Origin of the sequence: Providencia sp. PROV209 (assembly GCF_028479485.1) — a bacterium.
Classification (GTDB): Bacteria; Pseudomonadota; Gammaproteobacteria; order Enterobacterales; family Enterobacteriaceae; genus Providencia; species Providencia alcalifaciens.
Genome location: NZ_JAMPNR010000012.1, coordinates 113,043 through 135,341 on the forward strand (window position 1 = coordinate 113,043; position 22,299 = coordinate 135,341).

The 22,299-nt window shown below is 41.4% G+C and carries 21 protein-coding genes; 17 read left to right on the forward strand and 4 right to left on the reverse strand.

The window, feature by feature from the left end; translation table 11 throughout:
• From PR795_RS08905 to PR795_RS08975, 15 genes are all read left to right on the forward strand, one after another.
• A complete protein-coding gene (locus PR795_RS08905; protein ID WP_006659716.1) occupies positions 1–405 on the forward strand; it encodes a type III secretion system protein in 405 nt (134 codons plus the stop codon).
• A gap of 2 nt (positions 406–407) precedes the next feature.
• Positions 408–1,700 carry a type III secretion system ATPase SctN gene (gene sctN / locus PR795_RS08910; RefSeq protein ID WP_272516804.1) on the forward strand — a complete coding sequence of 431 codons (1,293 nt, stop codon included), beginning with the start codon at positions 408–410 and terminating at the stop codon, positions 1,698–1,700.
• Positions 1,700–2,155, forward strand: coding sequence for a hypothetical protein (locus tag PR795_RS08915; protein WP_006659714.1), 456 nt, complete (start codon positions 1,700–1,702; stop codon positions 2,153–2,155). The genes sctN and PR795_RS08915 overlap by 1 nt, the downstream gene beginning before the upstream one ends.
• Complete coding sequence (locus PR795_RS08920; protein WP_272516805.1) at positions 2,127–3,314, forward strand: SpaN/EivJ family type III secretion system needle length determinant; 1,188 nt, start codon at positions 2,127–2,129, stop codon at positions 3,312–3,314. Before PR795_RS08915 ends, PR795_RS08920 begins: the two co-directional genes overlap by 29 nt.
• Positions 3,314–4,243, forward strand: coding sequence for a FliM/FliN family flagellar motor switch protein (locus PR795_RS08925; RefSeq protein ID WP_036974199.1), 930 nt, complete (start codon positions 3,314–3,316; stop codon positions 4,241–4,243). The genes PR795_RS08920 and PR795_RS08925 overlap by 1 nt, the downstream gene beginning before the upstream one ends.
• A 2-nt stretch (positions 4,244–4,245) precedes the next feature.
• On the forward strand, positions 4,246–4,911 hold the full coding sequence (locus PR795_RS08930) for an EscR/YscR/HrcR family type III secretion system export apparatus protein (RefSeq protein WP_006659711.1): 666 nt from the start codon (positions 4,246–4,248) through the stop codon (positions 4,909–4,911).
• 16 nt (positions 4,912–4,927) lie between these two features.
• Positions 4,928–5,200, forward strand: a complete 273-nt coding sequence (gene sctS, locus PR795_RS08935; protein ID WP_006663136.1) for a type III secretion system export apparatus subunit SctS — start codon at positions 4,928–4,930, stop codon at positions 5,198–5,200.
• Positions 5,197–5,991 carry a type III secretion system export apparatus subunit SctT gene (gene sctT, locus PR795_RS08940; RefSeq protein WP_006659709.1) on the forward strand — a complete coding sequence of 265 codons (795 nt, stop codon included), beginning with the start codon at positions 5,197–5,199 and terminating at the stop codon, positions 5,989–5,991. Before sctS ends, sctT begins: the two co-directional genes overlap by 4 nt.
• A gap of 17 nt (positions 5,992–6,008) precedes the next feature.
• Positions 6,009–7,094: an EscU/YscU/HrcU family type III secretion system export apparatus switch protein gene (locus PR795_RS08945; protein ID WP_272516806.1), complete on the forward strand. Its 1,086-nt coding sequence runs from the start codon at positions 6,009–6,011 to the stop codon at positions 7,092–7,094.
• Between the two features lie 128 nt (positions 7,095–7,222).
• Positions 7,223–7,741: a type III secretion system translocator chaperone SicA gene (gene sicA / locus PR795_RS08950; RefSeq protein WP_036977798.1), complete on the forward strand. Its 519-nt coding sequence runs from the start codon at positions 7,223–7,225 to the stop codon at positions 7,739–7,741.
• Positions 7,742–7,751: 10 nt separating this feature from the next.
• Positions 7,752–9,884 (forward strand): type III secretion system translocon subunit SctE, encoded by a 2,133-nt coding sequence (sctE, locus tag PR795_RS08955; RefSeq protein ID WP_272516807.1) that lies wholly within the window; start codon positions 7,752–7,754, stop codon positions 9,882–9,884.
• Between the two features lie 18 nt (positions 9,885–9,902).
• Positions 9,903–11,216 carry a type III secretion target, IpaC/SipC family protein gene (locus PR795_RS08960; RefSeq protein ID WP_272516808.1) on the forward strand — a complete coding sequence of 438 codons (1,314 nt, stop codon included), beginning with the start codon at positions 9,903–9,905 and terminating at the stop codon, positions 11,214–11,216.
• A 6-nt stretch (positions 11,217–11,222) separates the two neighbouring features.
• A complete protein-coding gene (locus PR795_RS08965) occupies positions 11,223–12,332 on the forward strand; it encodes an IpaD/SipD/SspD family type III secretion system needle tip protein (protein ID WP_051459632.1) in 1,110 nt (369 codons plus the stop codon).
• A 53-nt stretch (positions 12,333–12,385) separates the two neighbouring features.
• The gene (locus tag PR795_RS08970; RefSeq protein ID WP_272516809.1) at positions 12,386–14,191 is read left to right on the forward strand and encodes a hypothetical protein; all 1,806 of its coding nucleotides are present in this window, start codon (positions 12,386–12,388) and stop codon (positions 14,189–14,191) included.
• 9 nt (positions 14,192–14,200) lie between these two features.
• On the forward strand, positions 14,201–14,452 hold the full coding sequence (locus PR795_RS08975) for an acyl carrier protein (RefSeq protein ID WP_006663133.1): 252 nt from the start codon (positions 14,201–14,203) through the stop codon (positions 14,450–14,452).
• 56 nt (positions 14,453–14,508) lie between these two features.
• Here PR795_RS08975 and PR795_RS08980 read toward each other — a convergent pair whose 3' ends face one another.
• Together PR795_RS08980 and PR795_RS08985 are read right to left on the reverse strand one after the other, a co-directional pair.
• Complete coding sequence (locus tag PR795_RS08980) at positions 14,509–15,429, reverse strand: alpha/beta hydrolase (RefSeq protein ID WP_006663132.1); 921 nt, start codon at positions 15,427–15,429, stop codon at positions 14,509–14,511.
• Between the two features lie 15 nt (positions 15,430–15,444).
• Entirely contained in the window at positions 15,445–17,493 is a 2,049-nt protein-coding gene (locus PR795_RS08985; RefSeq protein ID WP_272516810.1) for a TonB-dependent receptor domain-containing protein, read from the reverse strand.
• Positions 17,494–17,970: 477 nt separating this feature from the next.
• Here PR795_RS08985 and emrA point away from each other — a divergent pair, with 477 nt between their 5' ends.
• Together emrA and PR795_RS08995 are read left to right on the forward strand one after the other, a co-directional pair.
• On the forward strand, positions 17,971–19,143 hold the full coding sequence (gene emrA, locus PR795_RS08990; RefSeq protein ID WP_006659699.1) for a multidrug efflux MFS transporter periplasmic adaptor subunit EmrA: 1,173 nt from the start codon (positions 17,971–17,973) through the stop codon (positions 19,141–19,143).
• 4 nt (positions 19,144–19,147) lie between these two features.
• Positions 19,148–20,677, forward strand: coding sequence for a DHA2 family efflux MFS transporter permease subunit (locus PR795_RS08995; RefSeq protein ID WP_272516811.1), 1,530 nt, complete (start codon positions 19,148–19,150; stop codon positions 20,675–20,677).
• Between the two features lie 53 nt (positions 20,678–20,730).
• Here the strand turns inward: PR795_RS08995 and paaY are convergent, their stop codons facing one another.
• The gene (gene paaY / locus PR795_RS09000; protein ID WP_006659697.1) at positions 20,731–21,324 is read right to left on the reverse strand and encodes a phenylacetic acid degradation protein PaaY; all 594 of its coding nucleotides are present in this window, start codon (positions 21,322–21,324) and stop codon (positions 20,731–20,733) included.
• Positions 21,325–21,346: 22 nt separating this feature from the next.
• Positions 21,347–22,288, reverse strand: a complete 942-nt coding sequence (paaX, locus tag PR795_RS09005; RefSeq protein ID WP_006663130.1) for a phenylacetic acid degradation operon negative regulatory protein PaaX — start codon at positions 22,286–22,288, stop codon at positions 21,347–21,349.
• Between the last annotated feature and the right edge of the window lie 11 nt (positions 22,289–22,299).

Below are 22,299 nucleotides of genomic sequence, written 5' to 3' on the forward strand. Positions count from 1 at the left end.
ATGAAATACCGTTTTGTTGAACAATTAAATGCATTTCTGAATTCAATGGGGCGTGGTGATTTAGTGAATTCACAGTTAGATTGCCATTCGAATATTCAATTAGAAATGAGTGATGCTCCGGCAATTAATATTGATTTATCTACGGATGATTTAATTATTTGGTGCAGTTTAGATGAGTGTAACCATAGCCGCTTAGATTCATCCAGTGCGGCATTATTAAAAAATATGCTGGAGTATCCACCGCGTAATTTTTATGTGGGGCAGCCCGCATTAAGTTTAGCTGAGGATAACTTAGTGCTTTCGGCGGTATTAAAAACAACATCGCTAGATAACATGCAGTTATTTGCAGACTCGTTCGAAGAGTTTTTTGAACGCGCAAATGAATTACGGACTCAATTATCGTAATTATGAAGCTATTTGACTCGTGCGCACATCCTGTGCGCATTCATGGATGCTTGATTGAAGCCCCGCTAGATGGGGTATTCATCGGTGAAATCTGCTTTATTGAGCAGTCGTTAGCACAGCCTAATATTATCGCCAAAGCGCAAGTGATTGGTTTTAAAGAAGGGTTAACGGTTCTGAGCTTAATTGGTCGTGCGCAAGGCTTAACCCGTGAAGTCGTTATTCGACCTAGTGGGTATCCGTTTGTGTTTCAAATGGGTGAGCATTTAGCAGGTAATATTTTTAATGCGTCCGGAGAGTTAGAAGGTCCATTAAGCCAGAAGCCTAGCGAAGTGACCCAATTAAAAACCAAATTACAGCGTATTGATAATCCGCCAGTGAATGTGAATATGCGTCGTCCCATCAATGAACCGATGGTCACGGGCATTCGCGCCATTGATGGGTTATTAACCTGTGGGTTAGGGCAGCGAATGGGTATTTTTGCGGCGGCGGGGAGCGGAAAAACCTCCCTGATGAACATGCTGATTAACCATGCCCATGGTGATATTCATATTGTGGCATTGATTGGTGAGCGTGGTCGAGAAGTAATTGAATTTATTGAGGAACTTAAGCAGTCGCCTCATGCAGATAAAACTATTTTAGTCTATGCCACTTCCGACAGTCCGCCCATTGAGCGTTGTAATGCAGCGCTATTGGCGACCGCGATGGCGGAATACTTTCGCGATCTTGGGCGTCATGTTTTGTTATATGTCGACTCAATGACTCGTTACGCAAGGGCGTTACGCGATGTGGCGCTCGCGACGGGAGAACTACCTGCGCGGAGAGGCTATCCAGCTTCTGTTTTCGAGCAATTACCGTTGTTACTTGAGCGCCCTGGGCGTGTAAAACAGGGGGCAATCACGGCATTTTACACCGTATTGTTAGAAAGCGAGGACGAGGCGGATCCGATTGGTGATGAAATTCGTTCTATTCTTGATGGACATATTTACCTTAGCCATAAATTAGCGGGGCGTGGGCATTACCCTGCGATTGATATCTTACACAGTATTAGCCGAGTTTTTCAAAAGGTGACAACGCCAGAGCATCGTCAGTTTGCCGTAGATGTGCGCGAAAATTTATCTCGCCTAGAACAGATTCAGTTGTATCTCGAGCTAGGGGAATATCAACGAGGTGAAAGTCAGGAGAATGACCGAGCCTTAGATAAGCAATCGAATATCAATCAGTTTTTACAGCAAAGTATGGATGAGTCAGAATATTTTGATGGAATGTTAACCCACTTAGGTCGTTTGGCATCCTGATGATTAGCTCATTATTAGCATTGACTGAGAAACGCCTTGAAAGGGTGCAATTAGATCAAAATAAATTACACAACGCCATTTTACAGTTACAGCAGCAGCATCAGGATATTCGCCAACGTATCGCCATCTTGGTCACTCAGGTGAGTGTCTATGAAAAATCTGAAGAGTTAACACAAATGGATTTTTGGGAGCGTCAACGACAAAAAGCCGTGGTTTTAGCAGAAGTAGCCCAATTTGAATATCAGATAGAAAATTTAGACGCCGAATTATCGAAGTACCATTTATTGAAGCAGCAAATGATAGAACGGATGCTCATTTTGCGTAATAAGTGCGAGAAATTCCAAAAATATCTCAAACAACAACGTAGGGCTCGGTGGTTAAAATTAGAGCTCCAGCAACAGAATGAAATCGAGGAGCTGTTTGTTCATGTCGACAATCAAATCACTGCCAAGTGACAGTACGTTTAATTCCGTAATGGAAGCGAAAAGTTCATCATTCGGCTTTAATCATCAAAAATATAGTCAGCAGCATTCCGTGAAAAAAACCGCTCAGGAAATTTTGCAAAAAACACTGACCCAAAGAAACAATAATCAGAAAAAGCAAAAAAAACCGGCTGAGGAGCTAGCTATTCCTGTTTTGCTGAATGTTTCAGCGCAAGTTCAAAATGTTTACGTTGATACAAAAGTGGCGTTCTTATCCTCTGGAATTGTGGCTGAGGTAAAAAGTCATTCGGCGAATCAGACGGCGGGTGAACTGATTAATGGGCAAAAGGTACAAGAAGAGAATATACCTCTGGGAAATGTACCTACCCATGTTGCAGCTGTATCCGTGGCACCCGTATTTAACACGAAAACAATGGAACAGAAAATTGTTCGCTTTTTGTCAAACCATTCGATGAGTGACCACCAATCTCAATGGAAGGAGATTTCATTAGTGCAGTCGGCTGAATTGACGGAGATGACAACATTGAAATCATCTCAACACGATAGTGCATTAAATTTATCCTCTGAGGCAAAGGTCTCAACAGAATCTGAGGTAATTACGCAAACGCAGAGTGCTGCTGGCCCCTATAAGGATGTACAGGCAAATAAGAACACACGAGAAATAAATACAGGAAAGCTAGAGCTAGCATCAAATGAATCTCTGGAAATGCAAAAATTTTCTGATGTACAAAATTTTAATATTGAAAAATCGGAATTAGTTCAATCTGATGAGATGGATATAACTAAAAGTATCCTAGCGCAAATGAAATCAGAATCGGTTGTAAGATCTGCGGTAAGTTCGCAAGTGCCGTCTCCTCAGACATCGCCAAAGCTGACAGCAGAGCTTGTAGCAACAATGATGGCAAGTGAAACATTGAACGTGGCACCTGAACGCACACTAAGTTACACCTTTAGCCAATGGCAAAATATGCCATCAGTCTCGTTTTCTTTAGCTCACGCAAGTCATGAAAACATGGTTGCTTCTACCTATAGTCATGAAGTTCAACAGGCTTTGGAAGACAATCGACATTTGTTTACTGGTGAGCAGAAAATGGTGATTAAGCGTGAAGAGCGTGAAGGTCAGCATCGTCAACAGCAACAGCAGAATAAACAACAAGACGAGGAGTTTTAATGCTGAATATTCGTCGTATTAGCCATCGTGAAAAACAAATTGGCGAGTGGCAGCAACGTTTCCAACAGGATTTAGCTCCCCATATCCCTCAAGTGGGAGAGCGCTATTTCCAAATTACGTTGAATAGCGAAAAGCAGCAAATTCAAGTGTTGGTGAACGCGGAGGATTGGTGTCGTCACCGTTGGCCTAAGTTGGCTCATTATGCTTGGGATCTGTTAGATGCCAAGAGCTTATGCAAAGTTTTTACTTATGAAAATACAGGAAATGCGTTTTTCTCCGAGCAATTCCGTTGTCACCATGTCGAAATTATTGATGATGAACAGCCTCAACAACCATGGCTAACGGTCAAAGAAAAAGCGCTTGGCATTGTGCTATTAGCGGAGCCGATAAGTGGATTGAAGGAAATAAAACCGATTAATGGCCTATCTGATACGCTCAAATTACAAGCGGATTGGATCCTAGGTTATAGCCACATCAGTGGAAAAACATTGCAATCTATCGCATTACGAGACGTACTGCGAATTCAAAATTTACAGCTTCATATGTCTGTAGCGGGGTGTTTGGTTGCTCATTTTAAGAAACAACAAGAAGGCATTTTTATGATTGAACAGTTAGTGGTAGCAGAAGATGAGCAAATAGACTCTGCAATGGAAGAGGAGTTTGTTGATGAGACGGTTCGTCCGTTTCATTTGCATGGTCTTACTGTGAAATTAACGTTTGTACTGGGTCATTCAGATATCACAGTGGGTGAACTCGATACGCTTCAACCAGGGACAGTCTATTCCATTGGGGAAAATAAAGAGCGTGAAGTTAAGGTGTATGCGAATAAGCAGCTGATTGCTGAAGGTGAGCTAACTTATATTGGCGATAGCGATGAATTGGGCTTAGAAATCAAAAGATTGGTGAGCTTAGGGGATAAAAGGTTATAAGCATGCCAACGGTTCCAAATGAAATCCCTTTATTAGCTATTATCGCATTATCGACATTACTGCCGTTTATTATTGCAGCAGGAACCTGTTACTTAAAAATATCGATTGTATTGATTATGGTGCGTAATGCGATGGGGGTGCAGCAAGTACCTTCTACAATGGCACTGAATGGCATCGCTTTGTTACTGTCTATCTTTGTGATGATGCCTGTCTTGCAAGACGTGAATCAGTATATGCGTCATGAAAGTGTTGATTTTAGCAATGTTGAATCGGTTGATAACTTTGTAGATAACGGTTTAGGGCGGTATAAAAGTTACTTAATGAAATATTCAGACCCTCAGTTGGTCACCTTTTTTGAGTCCGTCCAGCAAGGTAAAACGGAAATAGAAGTTCAAGAAGAACAGGCTGAGCCTACGCTATTTTCATTGTTACCTGCTTATGCATTAAGTGAAATTAAATCGGCTTTTGAAATCGGTTTTTATATCTATTTGCCTTTTGTGGTTATCGATTTAGTCATTTCGAGTATCTTACTGGCACTCGGTATGATGATGATGAGCCCTGTGACTATTTCCGTTCCTGTGAAATTGATTTTGTTTGTAGCAATTGATGGTTGGTCGCTGATTTCTAAAGGATTAGTGATGCAGTATTTCGAACTTGCGCAGCATTGACCTAGAGGAATAGAAGATGGATTCAATCATTTATGTCAGTAACAAAGCGATGCTGTTGATCGTGATACTGTCGGCTATTCCTGTCACCGTCGCGACGGTCGTTGGGTTATTAGTGGGGCTTTTACAGACAGTGACTCAGCTTCAAGAACAAACTTTGCCATTTGGAATCAAATTGTTAGCGGTATTTGGCTCTCTATTTATGATTTCAGGCTGGCTTGCCGATAAAGTGATGAATTACACCCTTGAAGTGATGGCTACAGCATTACCTGCAATAGGATTATTTGGATGAACCAGGAGATGCTTGGATTAGTGTCCTCCATGTATTTCACGTTCCAGCAGGGGTTAATTAAAATTGCATTTGCTTGGTTGCGAATCGCTCCGGTGATGTTTTTCTTACCTTTCCTGAGCAATAAGTTGCTCAATGGCGGGATTATTAAGAACTGTGTCGTGGCGTATTTAGCATTAGGAATGTGGCCTTATCTTTCGACCAATGAAATTAATTGGGGTGAAATGAACATCAGTGAGGTCTTTCTGTATGAGGTATGCATTGGGTTGGTATTAGCATTCATTTTAGGTCTGCCTTTTATGATTGCTAATGTTATTGGTGAATTGATTGATACTCAACGAGGGGAAACAATTAGTAGTATTGTGGACCCAGCAAGTGGTAGCGAAGCCTCGGAATTAGCCGTTTTTATTAGCTATATTGTTTGTATGGTTTTCCTTGCACAAGGTGGCATGTATCAACTGGCAAATGTATTTGCTCAAAGTTACCAGCTATTGCCATTTGCCCATGGATTTACGTCATTCAAGAGTTTGCCTTTAGGTGAGTGGTTAAATAAAGCGATTGTTAACGGTGTGATTTTAACAGCACCCATTATTGTCACTCTATTTATTTCTGAAGTTGCATTGGGATTATATTCTCGATTTTGTCCACAATTGAATGCGTTTTCATTATCGCTAGCGATTAAATCGATTATCGCGTTTATTGTATTTTTACTTTATTTTCAAAATGAAGTTCCAGATATCTTGGTTAATATGATTTCGTTATCACCGTTACATGAAATATTTCTTTCTCCTTAATTAAGGTAGGGGTTTGCATGGCTGAAAAAACAGAAAAGCCTACCGACAAAAAAATAAAAGATTCCGCTAAAAAAGGACAAAGTTATAAAAGTAAAGACTCGATTGCAGCAATTGTATTAGTCACTGGTGCATTTGTTGTTGATGGTATGTCCAGCTTGTATAACCTTGGCGGTTTAATGAAGAAGATATTATTAAACCCCAATGATATTTATATTGATGACTTGCTGTGGCAATTTTTAAAAATATTTATGAGCATTGTTTTACCGATTTTAATCGCTTGTTTTTTGTCTGGTACCATTATTTCTTTATTACAAAGTCGATTTAGATTGGCAACGGAAGCAGTAAAGTTAGATTTTACAAAGTTAAACCCAATCGCAGGATTTAAAAAAATATTCTCATTGAATTCTTTAAAGGGATTAATTAAAGCCATTCTGTATTTATTGGTATTTAGTGTCTCAGCTACAACGTTTTTTATTGTATGGCGACACGAAATTTTTATGTTATATCGAACGACAATTAATGGTATGACAACGCAATGGGTAACCCTTTGTATTATATTTGTTTTTGTTTTTTTGGCTGTTGCTGTCATTATTGTATTAGTGGATGCGATAGCTGAATTTTTCTTGTTTATTAAAAACCTAAAAATGGAAAAACAAGAGGTCAAGAAAGAGCATAAGGATAATGAAGGGGATCCGCATCTTAAAAGTGCTCGCAAAGGTTTGCACCAAGAAATTTTGTCAGAAGAAGTTAAGTCAAGTATTCAAAATTCAACATTTGTGATGGCGAATCCGACACATATTGCCATGTTGATTTATTACGATGCGAATATTTCACCATTACCGTTCTTAATGTTTAAGACTCGGGGGTTACAAGCGAAAGCAGTAATTAAATATGCGGAAGAACAAAATATACCTGTAGTGAGAGATATTATATTAGCCCGCCAAATATGGCGGAATTATAAAAAGGATAGTTTTATTGATGAACAAGGATTACAGGACGTAATGCAAATAGTGACGTGGTTAATCCGTATTGAATTAGAAAAATTAGGAATTGATGTGGATGAAGTATTGGAAAAGCTTATTCCATCCCACTCTCATTCATAGAATTATTATACTGTAAATTAATTATTTGCATATTAAATCGTTTTTTATAAGAAATGAATGATTTGATTAATTATGATGCAAGGTAGCGGTCTGCATCATATGTCACGCATGATAAACGAGGTGAAAATATGAATCATACTGAAACAGAAAATACACAAATTGAAATGGAAACATTACTAGACGGAATTACAACAGCGCTTATGGATGGTGCAACATATAAAGATATTCATGGTATTCCACAGGCAACTATGGATGGTATTTATGCTTATGCCTATGAATTTTATCAGCAAGGAAAATTAGATGAAGCGGAAACATTCTTTCGATTCTTAAGTATTTACGATTTCTACAATACAGACTACGTGATGGGTCTGGCCGCCGTATACCAACTAACGAAACGTTATGAGAAAGCAACAGAATTATACGCGCTTGCATTTGTATTGGCGAAAAATGATTACCGTCCCTTGTTCCATGCAGGGCAATGTAATTTGATGCTGAAAAAAAGCAGTGCTGCCATCCATTGTTTTGAAAGTGTGGTTGAAAATAGCACCGATATCGATTTACAGAAAAAATCGGAAGCGTATTTAACAGCCTTAAAGAAAAACCTTGAGCAAGTTGAGCCTGCTTCTGCAGACTCAAATACTGAATAAAGGAAACAACATGAGTCAAGTTGTAACGTCAAATGCTTCTAGTACATCGACCAGTGAGCGAATTAATAATATTCACAAGTTTTTACAGGGGGCAAACCCCCTTGGCTTGGCGGATGAAAGTGTTAAAGCCGTGCTGGCATTAGAAGCGGCATGTGGTGAGCTAGCATCTAATGAACAACTAAAGAATCAACGCAGTGAAAGCCTTCCAAAGTTGTTAAAACCCAAAATGATGGCAATGAAATCATCACCAGAAACTGCACAAATGAAAGGCTTTAATGGTAATGCATTACTGATTGAATCTTTTGCATCATTACGTCAATTGTTGCATGAAGGTAACTTGAATGAATTGAGTAATCGTATTCAGTTTCTTAATTTTGAGACCGAAGCTTTGCGTGAACAAGGGAAGACGTTACTCGATACGTTTTCCTCTTCAACTAAACAATTAAGTGAATTCACTCATCAAGTGAATATCAGTAAAGATAATTTATCCTCGGCGAAATCCCAATTATCGACAGTTGCAGCCCAGCACCAGAATCAAAAAATAAAATTACAGGCTAATCATGGGCAATTGACGCATTTAGAAAAGCAACTATCAACTGAAAAAATGTTGTTGGCTCAAGTTGATGCACAACCAAAACCTCACACAGAAGCTGTACATCAGCAAGTTGCCACGTTAGAAGCGAATATTACCCATTTAGCGATGCAAATAGATGTGTTAACTCAGCAACAGCATGAGTTAGTTGCAGGTGAAAATACTCTGATTCATCAAGGTGATGCATTGCAGTTGGAAGTGAATCAGCTACAAAACTCATTAGAGACATTACTAGATCAAGCTTCTGATATTACAGCGGCCGCAGATGCTGATCGTCAAAAACTTAATCAATTTATTGATTCTGCCCCTCGCTCTCTCGAAGTTGAAGGTGATAAGTGGGAAAACACATTATCGCTCTTGACGATGTTAACGGCTCAATTAAAAAAAGCGATGAATGAAGATTCGCTTCGCAATATGAAAGAGCAAGAAGAGGTGATGATGAAAATCAATGAAGCCTCTCGTAAAGATTCAGATAAAAAGGCGAAAGAAGCTGCAGAGGCTGAGCGTAAAGCGGCAGATGCTAACAAGGCTGCCTCTTGTGCCAGTAAAATTTTTAGTTATGTGATGCTTGCGGTATCGGTAATCGCGACGGTAGCAACATTCGGTGCTGCTGCGCCTCTGACGCTTGCGGTTGCAGCGATTGGTATTGCGATGTCTATTGCCGACATTGTACTGGAAGAGACCGGTCAGGGAAGCTTGATGCAAATGTTAGCAACTGAAATCTCTAACGCAGTCACTGACATGTTGATCACTTTTGGTGTGCCGGAAGCAGAAGCGAAGAAAATTGGTAGCATCGTGGGGATGGTACTAGCCGCTGTTGCTTTTTTAGCTATCTCTTTGCTTTCTATGTCCTCTTTTGTCAAAAATATCGCCAATACCGTTAAAAACGTCGCGAAAATTCTTGTAAAAAATGCTGGGGCATTGTTGAAAAGCGCGATTAAAGCGATGCCAAAAAGTTTAACAAATGCATTGGGGAATATAGCAACGAAAGGCTCAAAAGCGGGTCATTCTGTGGCAGATAGTAGTGATGAAATGGTGAAACTGACCAAATTCTCTAAATTAGCTGATAAATTCGACGATGTTCAAAATGTCGCTAAATCCTCTGATTATGTGTCTTTGGGTGGGCAAATGGTGAAGGTTGGTGATTCTGCCAAAGTCGCTAAGGTTGCTGACAAGCTTGATGATGTCAAAGACATTGGTAAGACAGTAGAAAAAGCGGCTTTTTCAGGAAAAGCGCAAAGCGTAAGAATGGCACGTTTAGAAGTCGGGATGAAAGGAACTGGCGCGGGTCTTTCTGTTGCAAATGCGGCAACTTCCGGAGGCTTACGCCTAGAAGCTGCAGCTCAGATGCGTGATATGAAAGAGATGTTGGCGGGCATGATGTTGAATGATGAGACTATTCAAGCCCTAACGGCATTACTTGAGGAGTTAATCAAATCCTTGTCAAAAAGTTATCACCAGTTGGATGACATGTTCAATGGCATGATGACTTCACTTCATCAATCAAATAACAATAAAGTCGATATGCTGAAAACGGCGCGCTTCGCTTAAATTTTGGAGAATTTTTATATGACGACTATCACTCAATCATTAAATTTACCTGCACAGATTCAACCGAATGGCAGTGAGTTTGCGCTGATATCTAAAACGCCTTCTTCTACAACAAATGGAGTACGTCAGGACGTTAAATTACATGATATTTCCGCTAATTTCGCTGAAAATTCTATTGAAAAGCCTGCATTATCTGTTCCTACATCCATGATGTCTGCAACGCAAATGCAAGTTGCATTATCCGAATTGGGGTCTGTGGAAAAAAATACGCTATTAAATGACTTATATGGTTTTATTCGAGTAACACCGGAACAAACGCAACAAGCTGTAGAGAAAGTCTTTGCGGCAGAAAGTAAAACACTTAATCAAGTGTTATCAAATAATCAGCAACTTGATGAAGGTGATTACAAACAAATTGCTCTTGCCATTCAAGTCATGATAGGCAGTAGCTTCTTTGATAGAGTGCCACAAAATTCAGGCATGATTCAGACTGATAAGAAATCAGCTAAATCAGTAGAAGGGGCAAAAGAACAGCAATTTGTTGGTATTATCAGCAGTGATATCATGCTGGAATTACTTAAGATTGTTCGTAAAGTGGTTGCTGAGCTGAACATTTCAGAGCGTAGAATTAGTGCAGAGTTCTTGATGCTGAACGCTAAGATGATTGAAGCAGCTGCAGACTCGACGATTAAAGAAGGTAAGGAGATGTTCAATGGCGCGCTGACGGGCTTTTTCACCTCTTTAGCGATTACCGCGGCAGGAACGGCTTTTCAAGCGCGAGGACTGCATAAACAGACTCAGTCAATTAAAAACAATTTAGTCAAAGCCAACCAAAATGGCTCGGCGGCGGATCGTTTAAATGAACTTAATACGAATTCACTGTCATCCCCGAAAAATCATTCACTTGAGTTAAAGACTAAAAACGGCGTAAAAGTGGAGTTGGCCGACCAAGCAACGCCTGCACAGCAAGCGTTGGCAAATCAGCGTGGTGCTGAAGCGGCTCAGCGCACCAATAAATTAGGATTAGCAGAGCGCGATGAGCATGAGCGCATTATGAATAAAACGCGTACTCAGATAGGAATAGCTGAACAAGGTTCCCGCATGTCAGATAATGCAGGTCAAATGGTGACGTCAGCGAATCAGGTGAATGTAAAATCAGAAGAAGCGAATAAAATGACGCAGCAATCTGTCGCGGACACGGCAAGAATGATCGTTGGGGACAAAGATAAGCTGATTGATCAGCTCAAAGATTATGTGAAACAGATGAATGAATCTTTGCGTGAAATCCGTGAGAGCCAATTACGCACTTTCCAAAGTGTGGTGAGAGGCTAACTTTCGATGAATATTACCCCATATGTACATTCAAATCAGGTTGTTTCAGTAAAAGTGCCAGTAACAGAAAGCACAAATGTTCAGAATCATTTGCCCATTATGGGGGAAAGTTTGGCATTGGATTCATCTTTAGATGTTTATCAAAAAGGTGCTCAGCTCGCATTACAATTGGGGGCGCCAGCCACTGATGTTCCATTTCGTGAAGAGTCTATTTCGGATAATCTTGATAAAATTAAAGAGCAATACCGCTCAGTAATGATGGCGATGAAATACTCATCTGATGGGTATAAGCGAGCTTCCCAACCTTTTGAGGATGGTCGAAGTCATATTGCGGCAACGAAAGATTTAATTGGCGAAATTCACGAAGATTATCAGAAAAAATACGGTGAAATAGTTAAAGCCTCGACACAATATATGCAAGACATCAATACTGCATTAAGTAAGTTGAGCGCGAATATTAGCTCTGGTAGTGACGGAAAAATAAAATTCAAACCCAAAGCGTTTCTGATGGATTTTGACAAAGTCGTATCAAAATATTCAGGGATGTCATATGGTGACTATTACTCTTTTTACGAGACATCTTCATATTCTGAAAGTGAATTATTAGCTGAATATTGTGAAATGTGGGGGCAAGATCTCGGCAAGAAAAATACAACGGATAACAATACCAGCAGTAAAGGGAGTATGAGGGAGTATCTTAGTACTCTAGATTCCAGCGAATATGGAAAGAGAACCCCACAGTTATATACAATTAAAGCTGGTTCAGACATCGATACTGAATTTAATTTTTGGAATAAAAAATTATCTGGGCAAGGTTTTGTGGTTAAAAAAATTGGAAAAGAAATACATGTTTATCCAGACTTCAAAGCAATCAGGGAAATTTACTTAAGTATCAGAAATGCACCGGTTGACTGGGACGGAAGCGATATGGTGTCTCAATCATTCCAAAGCTTACAAACAGCGATGGATGCACAGAAAAATACAGTGAATAGCAGTGTATCGCGATTATTAGAAACATTCCGTCAAGATAATAGCCATTTCGAAACGTTAGTTCAGTTATTAATTCAATTAATAAAAGACTTAAATCAAAACAATATGAGCCTAATCAATATCTGATTTAAGCGAATAAAAATTATAAATTTTATCATAAGTAATTATGAGGAGTTGTTATGCCTATTAATGGAAGCCCTGTAGCTGAAAATCGGCGTTTTTCAAATGCGCAATTAACGCCCATGCAGACGACCAAAACTGATTCAATTGCCTCACAAATTGCATCGGTACACTCTGCTGGTAGCGAAAGTATTTCACCTGTGAATCAAGAAATAAATAATCAAATTTCCATCTCTGGAAATCGTAATACATTACATCAGCGTAATCATATTCAGCAATCTGAAGATATTCATCAGATATTAACGCAGTCTCACCCTGAGATTACGAAAGAGATGATTAACTCTGTATTATGCGCAGGGGCGAGTGGAAATTTAGCCCAGCAAGAAATTAATTATCGACCAGAGAATCATTTAATTATCTTAGCACTTTTAAAACCCGAAGAATTGAGCCAAGAAACTGGCTTGCTGGATGCAGCGGCTAATTTGATTCAGAAATTGAATAAAATGGGTGAAAAAAATACGCAAGCAAAACATTTATTAAGCCATGAAGAAAAACTGTTTGATAAGTTAATTGAATCTGCTATTTCGACGTTAGGAAAAGATCAGTTGCAAATATTGGGGCAGCGTTACCAACAAAGGTATGTCGACCCCGCAATTAAGGAAACGCTTGGTCATTATTTTAGCAAGGATGAGGTTGCTCTCCATCCTGTCAGCGATTTTCTAGTGAGCTCCCTCAGCCATGGCTGTGATATGAGGGCGAATGCTGCTATTCAAGAGTATCAGAAACATACACGTAAATCGTTTGTAGATAAAGCGTGTCAAATTCATAACTTGTTTTTAGCGTTAGAAGAGAAAATTGAAATAATCCGACCGTTGACTGTTCACATGGACTTAGCTTCCTTACCTGCTTTGTCTCCGGAAAAAACGCCGGTTACCGATGATGAGGTTGATGGAGTTAAACCGCGTTTTGCACCATCCTCACCCGAGCTATTAACGCCGACTGCACCATTATTGCCAAGTAATACTAGCCATAATGAAAACATGTATAATACTTATATTACAAACAATTACTATACATCACCGGCAGAAAACACCCACATCAATTCTGTTCAGTCGAACAATGATAATAAAGAGGAAACACCGTTATTACCTACGTCACTTAAATCTGTGATGAACGTGAAGTTAATGCCACCAACGGGAGTAGAAAAATCAGGTTATACCGCAAAACAACCGGAAATTCCTACAGTTGATTATCCACAACGAACGGTTGATGAGCCTAAAATTGAGCAACCAAGGATTGATGAAAAAGCGACCTTGAGCCGCCAGCCTGTCGAGACCGAAAAGCTGCCAATGGGATCTTTTGCGAATCGGTATACGAAAGTATTAGATATCGATCCTGTAACGGGAAATACGCGTAGTTCTTGGAAGCTAGTGGATGAAAATGAGCTCACAAGCCAGCCTGTGTTGATGGCTGAAAAACTTCACACAGAGGTATCACCCAATAAATATTCACGCGTTTTAGCGGTGGACTCTGTGACAGGAAATACACGGAGTTCTTGGCTTTCAGAAAATGCAGGGACAAGCTCAGTGACGTTAAGCGAGCGTGGGGCATTAACACGAGATCAATCGGCGCAAGAGCGCTATCAACAGACAACAGAGACAGACAGTTTGACTCAAAATACGGTGTTTGCTAATCGATTTGAAGCTGTTGAAGTGACAGATGAGCTCACTGGACAGCGTAAAAAAACATGGCAATTAGCGGACGCAAAAACCAGCAAACCTGTGACTTTAACGGAAATGGGGGCGCTAACCCGTGACCAAGTCGCCAAAGAGAAGTATGACGACAATGGAAAACACTTCTCGTAAGGTAACGCAATGACAACGCAGGACACAGCACAGCACTGGTTAGAAACTCATCTCAAGAAGATACGTGAATATTCCGGTATTAACCAAACGTACTCAATGGACGATGAGCTCATTCGCGATGTACATATCGATTCTTTAGAGCTATTGGAATTGATAGCCGCTATCGAAGAGTATACTGAGCAGCCATTACGGGATGAAGTGTGGATGAAATGGCGGCGTTTACAAGATATTGTTGATTATCTTATTAACGCCACCGCTTGAGATGGTTTTTTATATTGCCAATAGGTTTCTTGCACATCATGCAGGAAACCTATTTTTTATGGTTGAGCCACTGTAAGGTCTAAAGCTTTATGGATGGCATCGGGAATGACGCTGCCATGGGTTTTTCCGGCAAATAAAGTAAACTCGCAAGATCGCTGATGGCTGCTGATTGCCTCACACACTTCCCGAGGGGAAATCCAACTTTTACGGGTTTGATAATTCTGTTTTTGTTCATCGGTTAAACGGCTTAAATCCGGTGTTTCTTCTAGCTCTCCAAGCGTGATGGCAATGGGTGATGCTGTTGATGAACGCGTCAATTTGTCCAAATCCACCATTTCTCCCTCTCCCCACCATAATGATGGGCTAGCAGAAACAAAATGCTGAAAATCGGTTGGGTGATTTTGGTAAACCATTAACGTAAAGAGACCGCCAAATGAGTGTCCAAATAGGGTTTCTCGTTGGGTATCAATCGGAAACTGTTGTTCAGCCCATGGGCGAACAGTGAAGGTGAGAAACTGATAAAGCGATTCTGCACCACCACCATCTTGAAAGGCTTCTCCAGCGACTTTTGGCGTGTAGTCGTATGTCCGCTCTTTTTTCGGGAACGCTTCAGGGCTGGGGTAGCCAATACCAATAATAATCGGCAATTTATCGCGGGCAAATTGTTGAGCCGCTTGGTTTACCGCTAATGGGTAGAGCCCATTACCATCAAGCATAAATAGCACAGGACGTTTTCCAGAAACGTCTTTAGGAACGGCACTATAGATACGTAATTCACGCTGACCATTGCGCATATCATGGTGCTGTACGGTATAAACCTCAGCCACGCGCGCATCAAATTCGGGAATATTGGGGCTGGGACGTGCCCAAGTATTGTTTGCGATACACATCAATAGGCTCGCCATAAACAGTTTTTTTATCATTGGGATTGCCATCGAACGAAAAAGAATCGGCGGGTAATCGGCTATTTGCGTCATACCCGCTCTCAGGGATTAGAATGTTACGTTGACATTCGCCCAGTAACGGCGACCGTCTTCAACATCCCAGTTTCCACCATTTTCGGCATCAATTTTAGAGCCTTTCTCGTTAGCGATGTTTAAGACAGCAAAGTTCAGCTTGGTATTTTTCAGCAGCTGATATGTCGCGCCTATGTCCATCGTGGTGTAGCCTTTACGATAACGAGGAACGGAAGAACCATTACGTTGTGCCGCCCAAACTTGTTCACCTTCGTAATGCGCACGGGTGTATAAGTTGAGGTCTGGGCTATATTGCCAATCTAACTTAGCATTTGCTAAGTGTTTCGGCGTTTTATCCAATGGGTAGCCTTTGAGAGATGTTCCATTTTTTAATTTTTCATCATTACTTTTACGCTCTGAATCGGTGTAAGTGTAGTTCAAGCTCAGGTTCCAATCTTCGGCAAATGGAATACCCGCCGCGATTTCTACCCCTTTAATGTTGGCTTCGCCAACGTTGTCATAGGTATACAGTTTTAGTTTGGTGATTGGATCTTCTTTACCTGTGTCATAGCTGGTGAGTTTATTTTTAAAGTCGGTATTAAAGAACATTAAGCTCGCGTTAAAACCAGATTCATGGTCATAAGCAATTCCGATCTCTTGGTTAAAGCTTTTTTCTGGTTTCAGATCAGGATTACCATAAATAATACCTTTGCCACCCTGCGTAGATGTACCATATCCACGACTAATTTCTCGTAGTGTTGGTGCACGGAAAGCCTGTGATACCCCACCTTTGATGGTGATTTCATCGGTTAAATGGTAAATCGCGTAGCCGCGTGGGTTCCAATGGTCGCCATAGAATTCATGGTGATCTAAACGAATACCTCCAGTTAAAATCAGGTTTTCAGTGGCAGTAAATTCATCTTCTAAGAATAGGGCGTATTGATCTGCAGAGAGAGAGGTACTTTCAGTGCTTTTTGAGCCAGTTGCTGAAGTATCTTTTAATTTCGCGTGTTGATATTGGGTACCCGCTGTCAAAATATTATCAGGTAGAAAAGCAGTAGCCTTACCATCTACCACTGTGTTAGTGATTTCTGGAGTTCTGGCTTCATAACCACCTTCCCAACTGCCTGTTATTTTATTTCTACTTTGCGATTTAATTGATCGTTTAGTTTGCTCCTGATAAACGCTCATTTCAGTTTGTACAATATCCCAATCACCTTTATAGGTTAATGCCATGTGATTGCGGTTATTGTGCGTTTCATCTTTATTATTTTTTTGTAGTCCAGCTCTGTTTGCATATTCACCGATAGATTCTCCTGGAGTTTCCGTTCTTTCTTGGGTAGTTCTACCTGCTTCAAGTAAGAATGTTTGATTTTCAATCGGCGTAAAGGTTAGCTTTGCTGTCAGACTTTTATTGTCTTTTTTGTTATGACCATCAATGATGTGATCTTCTTTGCGGTAATCGCCACCGCCATACAGTTGTAGACCTAATTTATCTTTAATCAGCGGACCAGAAAGATAGAAGTTACCATCCATGGAATCACCGCTTTCGCTGTTTTCCTGAATAATTGCCCCTGTAGTGACACTGCCGTGCCACTCATTCGTCACTTTTTTGGTGATGATATTAATGACGCCACCCATGGCATCAGATCCATACAGTGAGGACATAGGTCCACGGATCACTTCGATACGCTCGATAGCTTCAACCGGTGGCATAAAGCCCGCTTCAAAACCACCGCTCCCATTTGGGCGAGATTCGCGGCTATTTTGGCGGCGACCATCCACCAGAATCAGGGTGTATTCACCGGATAACCCGCGAATATTAATGTCTTGTTTGTTGGCGCTGCCGACCACACTCACACCTTCCACATCTTTGACTGCATCGGCTAAGTCGCGGACGGGTTTGTTTTGTAACTGTTCGGCGGTAATGACGGTCACACTGGCAGGGGCATCACGCAATTGCTGGGAATAACCCGATGCCGTGACAATCATTTTGTCTGAATTTTCTTCTGCTGTGGCGCTAAATGAAGCAATTGCTGCGCAAACACCAGCAGCAAGTAAAGAGTAGTGATAGTGCTTTTTCATATTTTTCCCTAGCGAAACCAAATGATAATGATAATCATAATGATTGCGAATACTATCACCGATATGGATCGAAAATAAATAATTAGCGTGCTAATTTTTGGGCAAAGTTTGATCGCGGTTAACATTTTTGTGCACGAAGGGATGGTGGTGAAACGCGGTGCGAAGGGGCGAAAATAGAGTTATAAAAGTGATGCGCTATCAATCGTTCATGTCATGGACAAATATCAGCAATTATTTAATCAACATTGATTATCTTATTTAGAGTATTGCTCCAATAATGATTTAATAATTACTTCTTTTTTTGACTGGCATTGATTTTTCGAATTAAAGAATCAATTAAAGATTGATTTAAAACAGAAATTAAAAATTAAAATCGATATTTAGTTAATATAAAACCGTTGGCTATTGCATTATTACGGTGACTTCGTAAAGATAGGATTATTGCTAAAATTAAGTTTATTTTCCTTGAGAGTTATTATGGAACAACCGACAAATTCAATTGAAGAGCATCAGAAAACGAATAAAGAAAATAAAAGAACGCTATGGATGATCATTGCTACGATTATCATCGTTCTATTATTTGTTGCTTATGGTGTCTATTGGTTCTTGGTACTGCGTTTCCAAGAATATACCGACGATGCTTATGTGTCGGGCTTACAAATTCCTATCGTTGCGCAAACCACGGGAAATGTCACACAGGTAAACTTTGAAAATACCGATTTGGTAAAAGCGGGTGATGTGTTGGTGGTGTTGGATAAAACCAATGCACAACTGGCATATGAGCAGGCGAAACATGACTTAGCTTCAACGGTGCGCAAAACCAAGGAGTTGTATATTAATGGCGACCAATACCAAGCCCAGATCCAACAAAATCGTGTCTCGCTTGCGCAAGCGCAAAAAGATTATCAACGCCGTGCTGCATTAGGGCGCAGTGGTACCATTTCAAAAGAAGATTTGCAGCATTCGCAAGAAGCGGTGCAATTGGCGCAAGCCGCATTGGATATTTCAATTCAACAATATAATGCAAACCGCGCGTTGTTGCGTAACACCGCATTGAAAAATCAGCCAGCAGTACAACAAGCCGCAGACAGTGTGCGTAGCGCATGGATCAACTTGCAGCGGACAGAAATAAAAAGCCCCATGACGGGATATGTTTCTCGCCGCAATGTACAGGTGGGTTCACAAGTTAGTTCGCAAAGTTCGTTAATGGCAATTGTGCCTGTTCAGCCAGTGTGGGTCGATGCCAACTTTAAAGAGACTCAGCTCGAAAATGTGCGTATCGGTCAGCCTGTTACCATCAACAGTGATTTTTATGGTAGCAATGTGAGCTATAAAGGTACGGTGGTCGGGTTGGATATGGGAACGGGAAGTGCGTTTTCATTGCTACCAGCGCAAAATGCGACAGGAAACTGGATTAAAGTGGTGCAACGTTTGCCCGTGCGTGTCGAACTTGACCCTGAGCAAGTGGCGAAGTATCCACTACGTATTGGTTTATCAATGAATGTGACCATTGATATTAAAGACCAAAATGGTCCTGTGTTGTCAGAAGTTCAACGTACCACGCCAGCGTTTGAAAGCGATGTGCTTGTACTGAAGTTGAATGACGTAGACCAAGTCATCAACACCATTATTAGCGATAACGCGGATTAGCCCCATGGCCGATATTCAACCGCTAAAAGGCGCCAAATTAGTCTGGGCGACGATTGCCCTATCTCTGGCGACATTTATGCAAGTGCTCGATTCGACGATTGCAAACGTCGCCATTCCAACCATTGCAGGAAACTTGGGAGTGTCGGTCTCTCAAGGAACCTGGGTGATCACCTCATTTGGGGTGTCGAATGCGATTTCTATCGCGATTTCGGGTTTTCTTGCTAAACGGTTTGGTGAGATAAGAGTCTTCCTATGGGCGACGGCACTGTTCACGCTCTTTTCTTTGTTGTGTGGTTTCTCTGACAGCCTTGGTATGCTGATTTTATATCGCGTCTTACAGGGCGCGGTGGCGGGACCGGTTATTCCACTCTCGCAGAGCTTAATCATGCGCTGCTACCCACCTAAAATGCAAAATATGGCACTGGCATTTTGGTCGATGACGATTATCTTAGCGCCTGTTTTTGGTCCTATTTTCGGTGGATATATTAGTGATAATTTCCATTGGAGTTGGATCTTCTTTATGAATATCCCGCTAGGGATCTTCGTGATCATTGTGGGTGCGATCGTTCTTAAAGGAATGGAGTCCAAGGTGATCAAAGTGCCATTTAATGTGATTGGTTTGGCACTGTTATCCGTTGGTGTAGGTTGTTTGCAAGTGCTTCTGGATAAAGGAAAAGAGCTGGGTTGGTTCGCATCCAATGAAATTATCATTTTGGCGGTAATTTCTGCGATTGCCTTAATTTTCTTAGTCATTTGGGAGCTAACGGACAAGAACCCGATTGTTGAATTAGCACTGTTTAAATCTCGTAATTTTACTATCGGCACGATTTCAGTCAGTTTGGCGTATATGGCGTATTTTGGGGCGATTGTCTTATTACCTCAGTTATTGCAGGAAGTGTATGGCTATACAGCGACGTGGGCTGGGTTAGCACTGGCTCCAATTGGTCTTTTACCTGTTTTATTCTCGGCGCCTGTGGCAAAACTATCTGACTTTTTAGACATTCGGTGGATAGTTACCTTCAGTTTTGTGTTCTATGCCATTTGTTTCTTCTGGCGAGCGTATACCTTTGAACCCGCCATGGATTTTACCGCAGTCGTATGGCCGCAATTAGTGCAGGGCATGGCAGTCGCCTGTTTCTTTATGCCGCTCACCACGTTGACCTTGTCAGGGCTGCCTCCAGAAAAATTAGCATCGGCGTCCAGTTTGGCAAACTTTTTCCGTACCTTGGCAGGCTCTATCGGCACATCAATTACCACCACAATGTGGAGCGATCGAGAATCCGTACATCATAGCCAATTAACTGAATTTATTACGGATTATAATCCAGAGTCTCTTGATATGTACCAAAGCATGGCGGCTCATGGTATGACGACGGAGCAAACATCTGGTTTTATTGCCCAGCAGATCACCAGCCAAGGGCTGATTATTGCCGCGAACGAAATTTTTTGGCTATGTGGCTGGGTGTTTATCGCACTGATTGTGACGGTGTGGTTTGCTAAGCCGCCTTTTGGCAGCAAAGCGAATAAACACTAACAGGATAGGGCGCGCGAGTTGTTGGCACGCGCCCTATCTTTTACGGAATAGTTTTACAATCTGGATTTTGGAATGATATCGTCAAATACCAGTTTTGGACGGTTCGGCTCTTCTTCCGCAAGTGGTGTCACTTCTTGGAAAGTATTTAGGCAGCGGGTAACTAACGCTTGGTAATCCAGTGTGCCTTTACTTTTCCATTCAATTTCTTGCTCTGAAAGATTGCGCAGCACTTTGGCTGGTGTACCCACAATTAAACTGTTATCAGGAAATTGCGCATCGGCTTTGATAAATGCGCAAGCCCCAACAATCGAATTTTCGCCAACAACTGCACCATCCATGATGACACTGTTCATGCCGACGAGCGCATTACGTTTGATATGGCAGCCATGCAAAATAGCACCGTGACCAATGTGCCCATCTTCTTCGATGATGGTATCGAATTGCGGAAAACCATGCATCACACAGTTATCCTGCACATTCGCTCCATCTTTAATGATCAAGCGTCCAAAATCCCCACGCAGACTGGCATTGGGTCCAATATAAACTCGTTTACCAATGATCACATCACCGATGATTACAGCGGTGGGATGGACAAAGCTTTCTGGACTGACAACAGGGGTAATTCCATCAATTTGATAAAATGGCATTGTGGCTCCTCTAGCAAAGTGATTATGCGGCGACCAGATCCCGAATAATACCGCCAAAACGGCGGTAATAGGCGCTAGACGGTTGTGGCAGCTCGCCCACGGTGGTTTCACACATCTCGGTGACGTATTGAGTAGCACCTTGGTCGATACGTTGGTAGATATTGGTACATAAGTGGCGCGCAATGTGCCCTTCCCACTGAGTTGGTAGTAACTCATCTGGGAGCAATGGGTCTTTCAATACGACGCGTCGATAAAAATGGATCAGTAATAAGCGTAGTTGGAAACATAATTCTGGGGAAATAACGTGTTCAGCATGCTCTTTTAGCAAGAGTGCCACTGGGCGGAACAAGTCGATAAATTGGTGATAATGCTCTGAAATATCGGGGAGTGACCACGCATTAAAAACCAACCCTTTTAAGTTCTTTTCTGAGCGGTTAAACGGATAATCTGCTCGGAAGTAAATCACGTGTTCAGCGGCGTTCAGTTCTCCCAATAAGGCAGGAATATCGCTTTGTGTTCGACTCGGTGCAGCCATTAATCCACTGTTAAATTGCCCAAAGCCTAACCAGCTAAATTCTTTTTTAAGACGGATTTTTTCGTCTTTATCGGCACTATCCAACAACAGTAAATCCCATTTTCCATCCCACTCAGGTTGTTCGCTGAGGTAGATTTTGTTCTCAGCTCGACGGAAGCGGTTTTGCCCACGCTCTGATATGCGGTAGTAGCTGCGACGTCCCATTTTTTCAACATCTAGCCAGCCTTCCTTTTGCAAACGGAAGACCGAAGTACGAACAAAGCGGTCAGAAAAACCCATAGGTTCAAGCAATTTGGTTAAGCTGCCGAGCCAGACTTCGCCACCCCGATGGTGTAGGGCGTCACCATATAAAGAGCTGATCAGCGAGGTTCCGCTGATCGATTGGTTGCCGATAGCATGCTGTATAAACTGGGTGAGTTTGGTTTCCATTATGGGCTTAT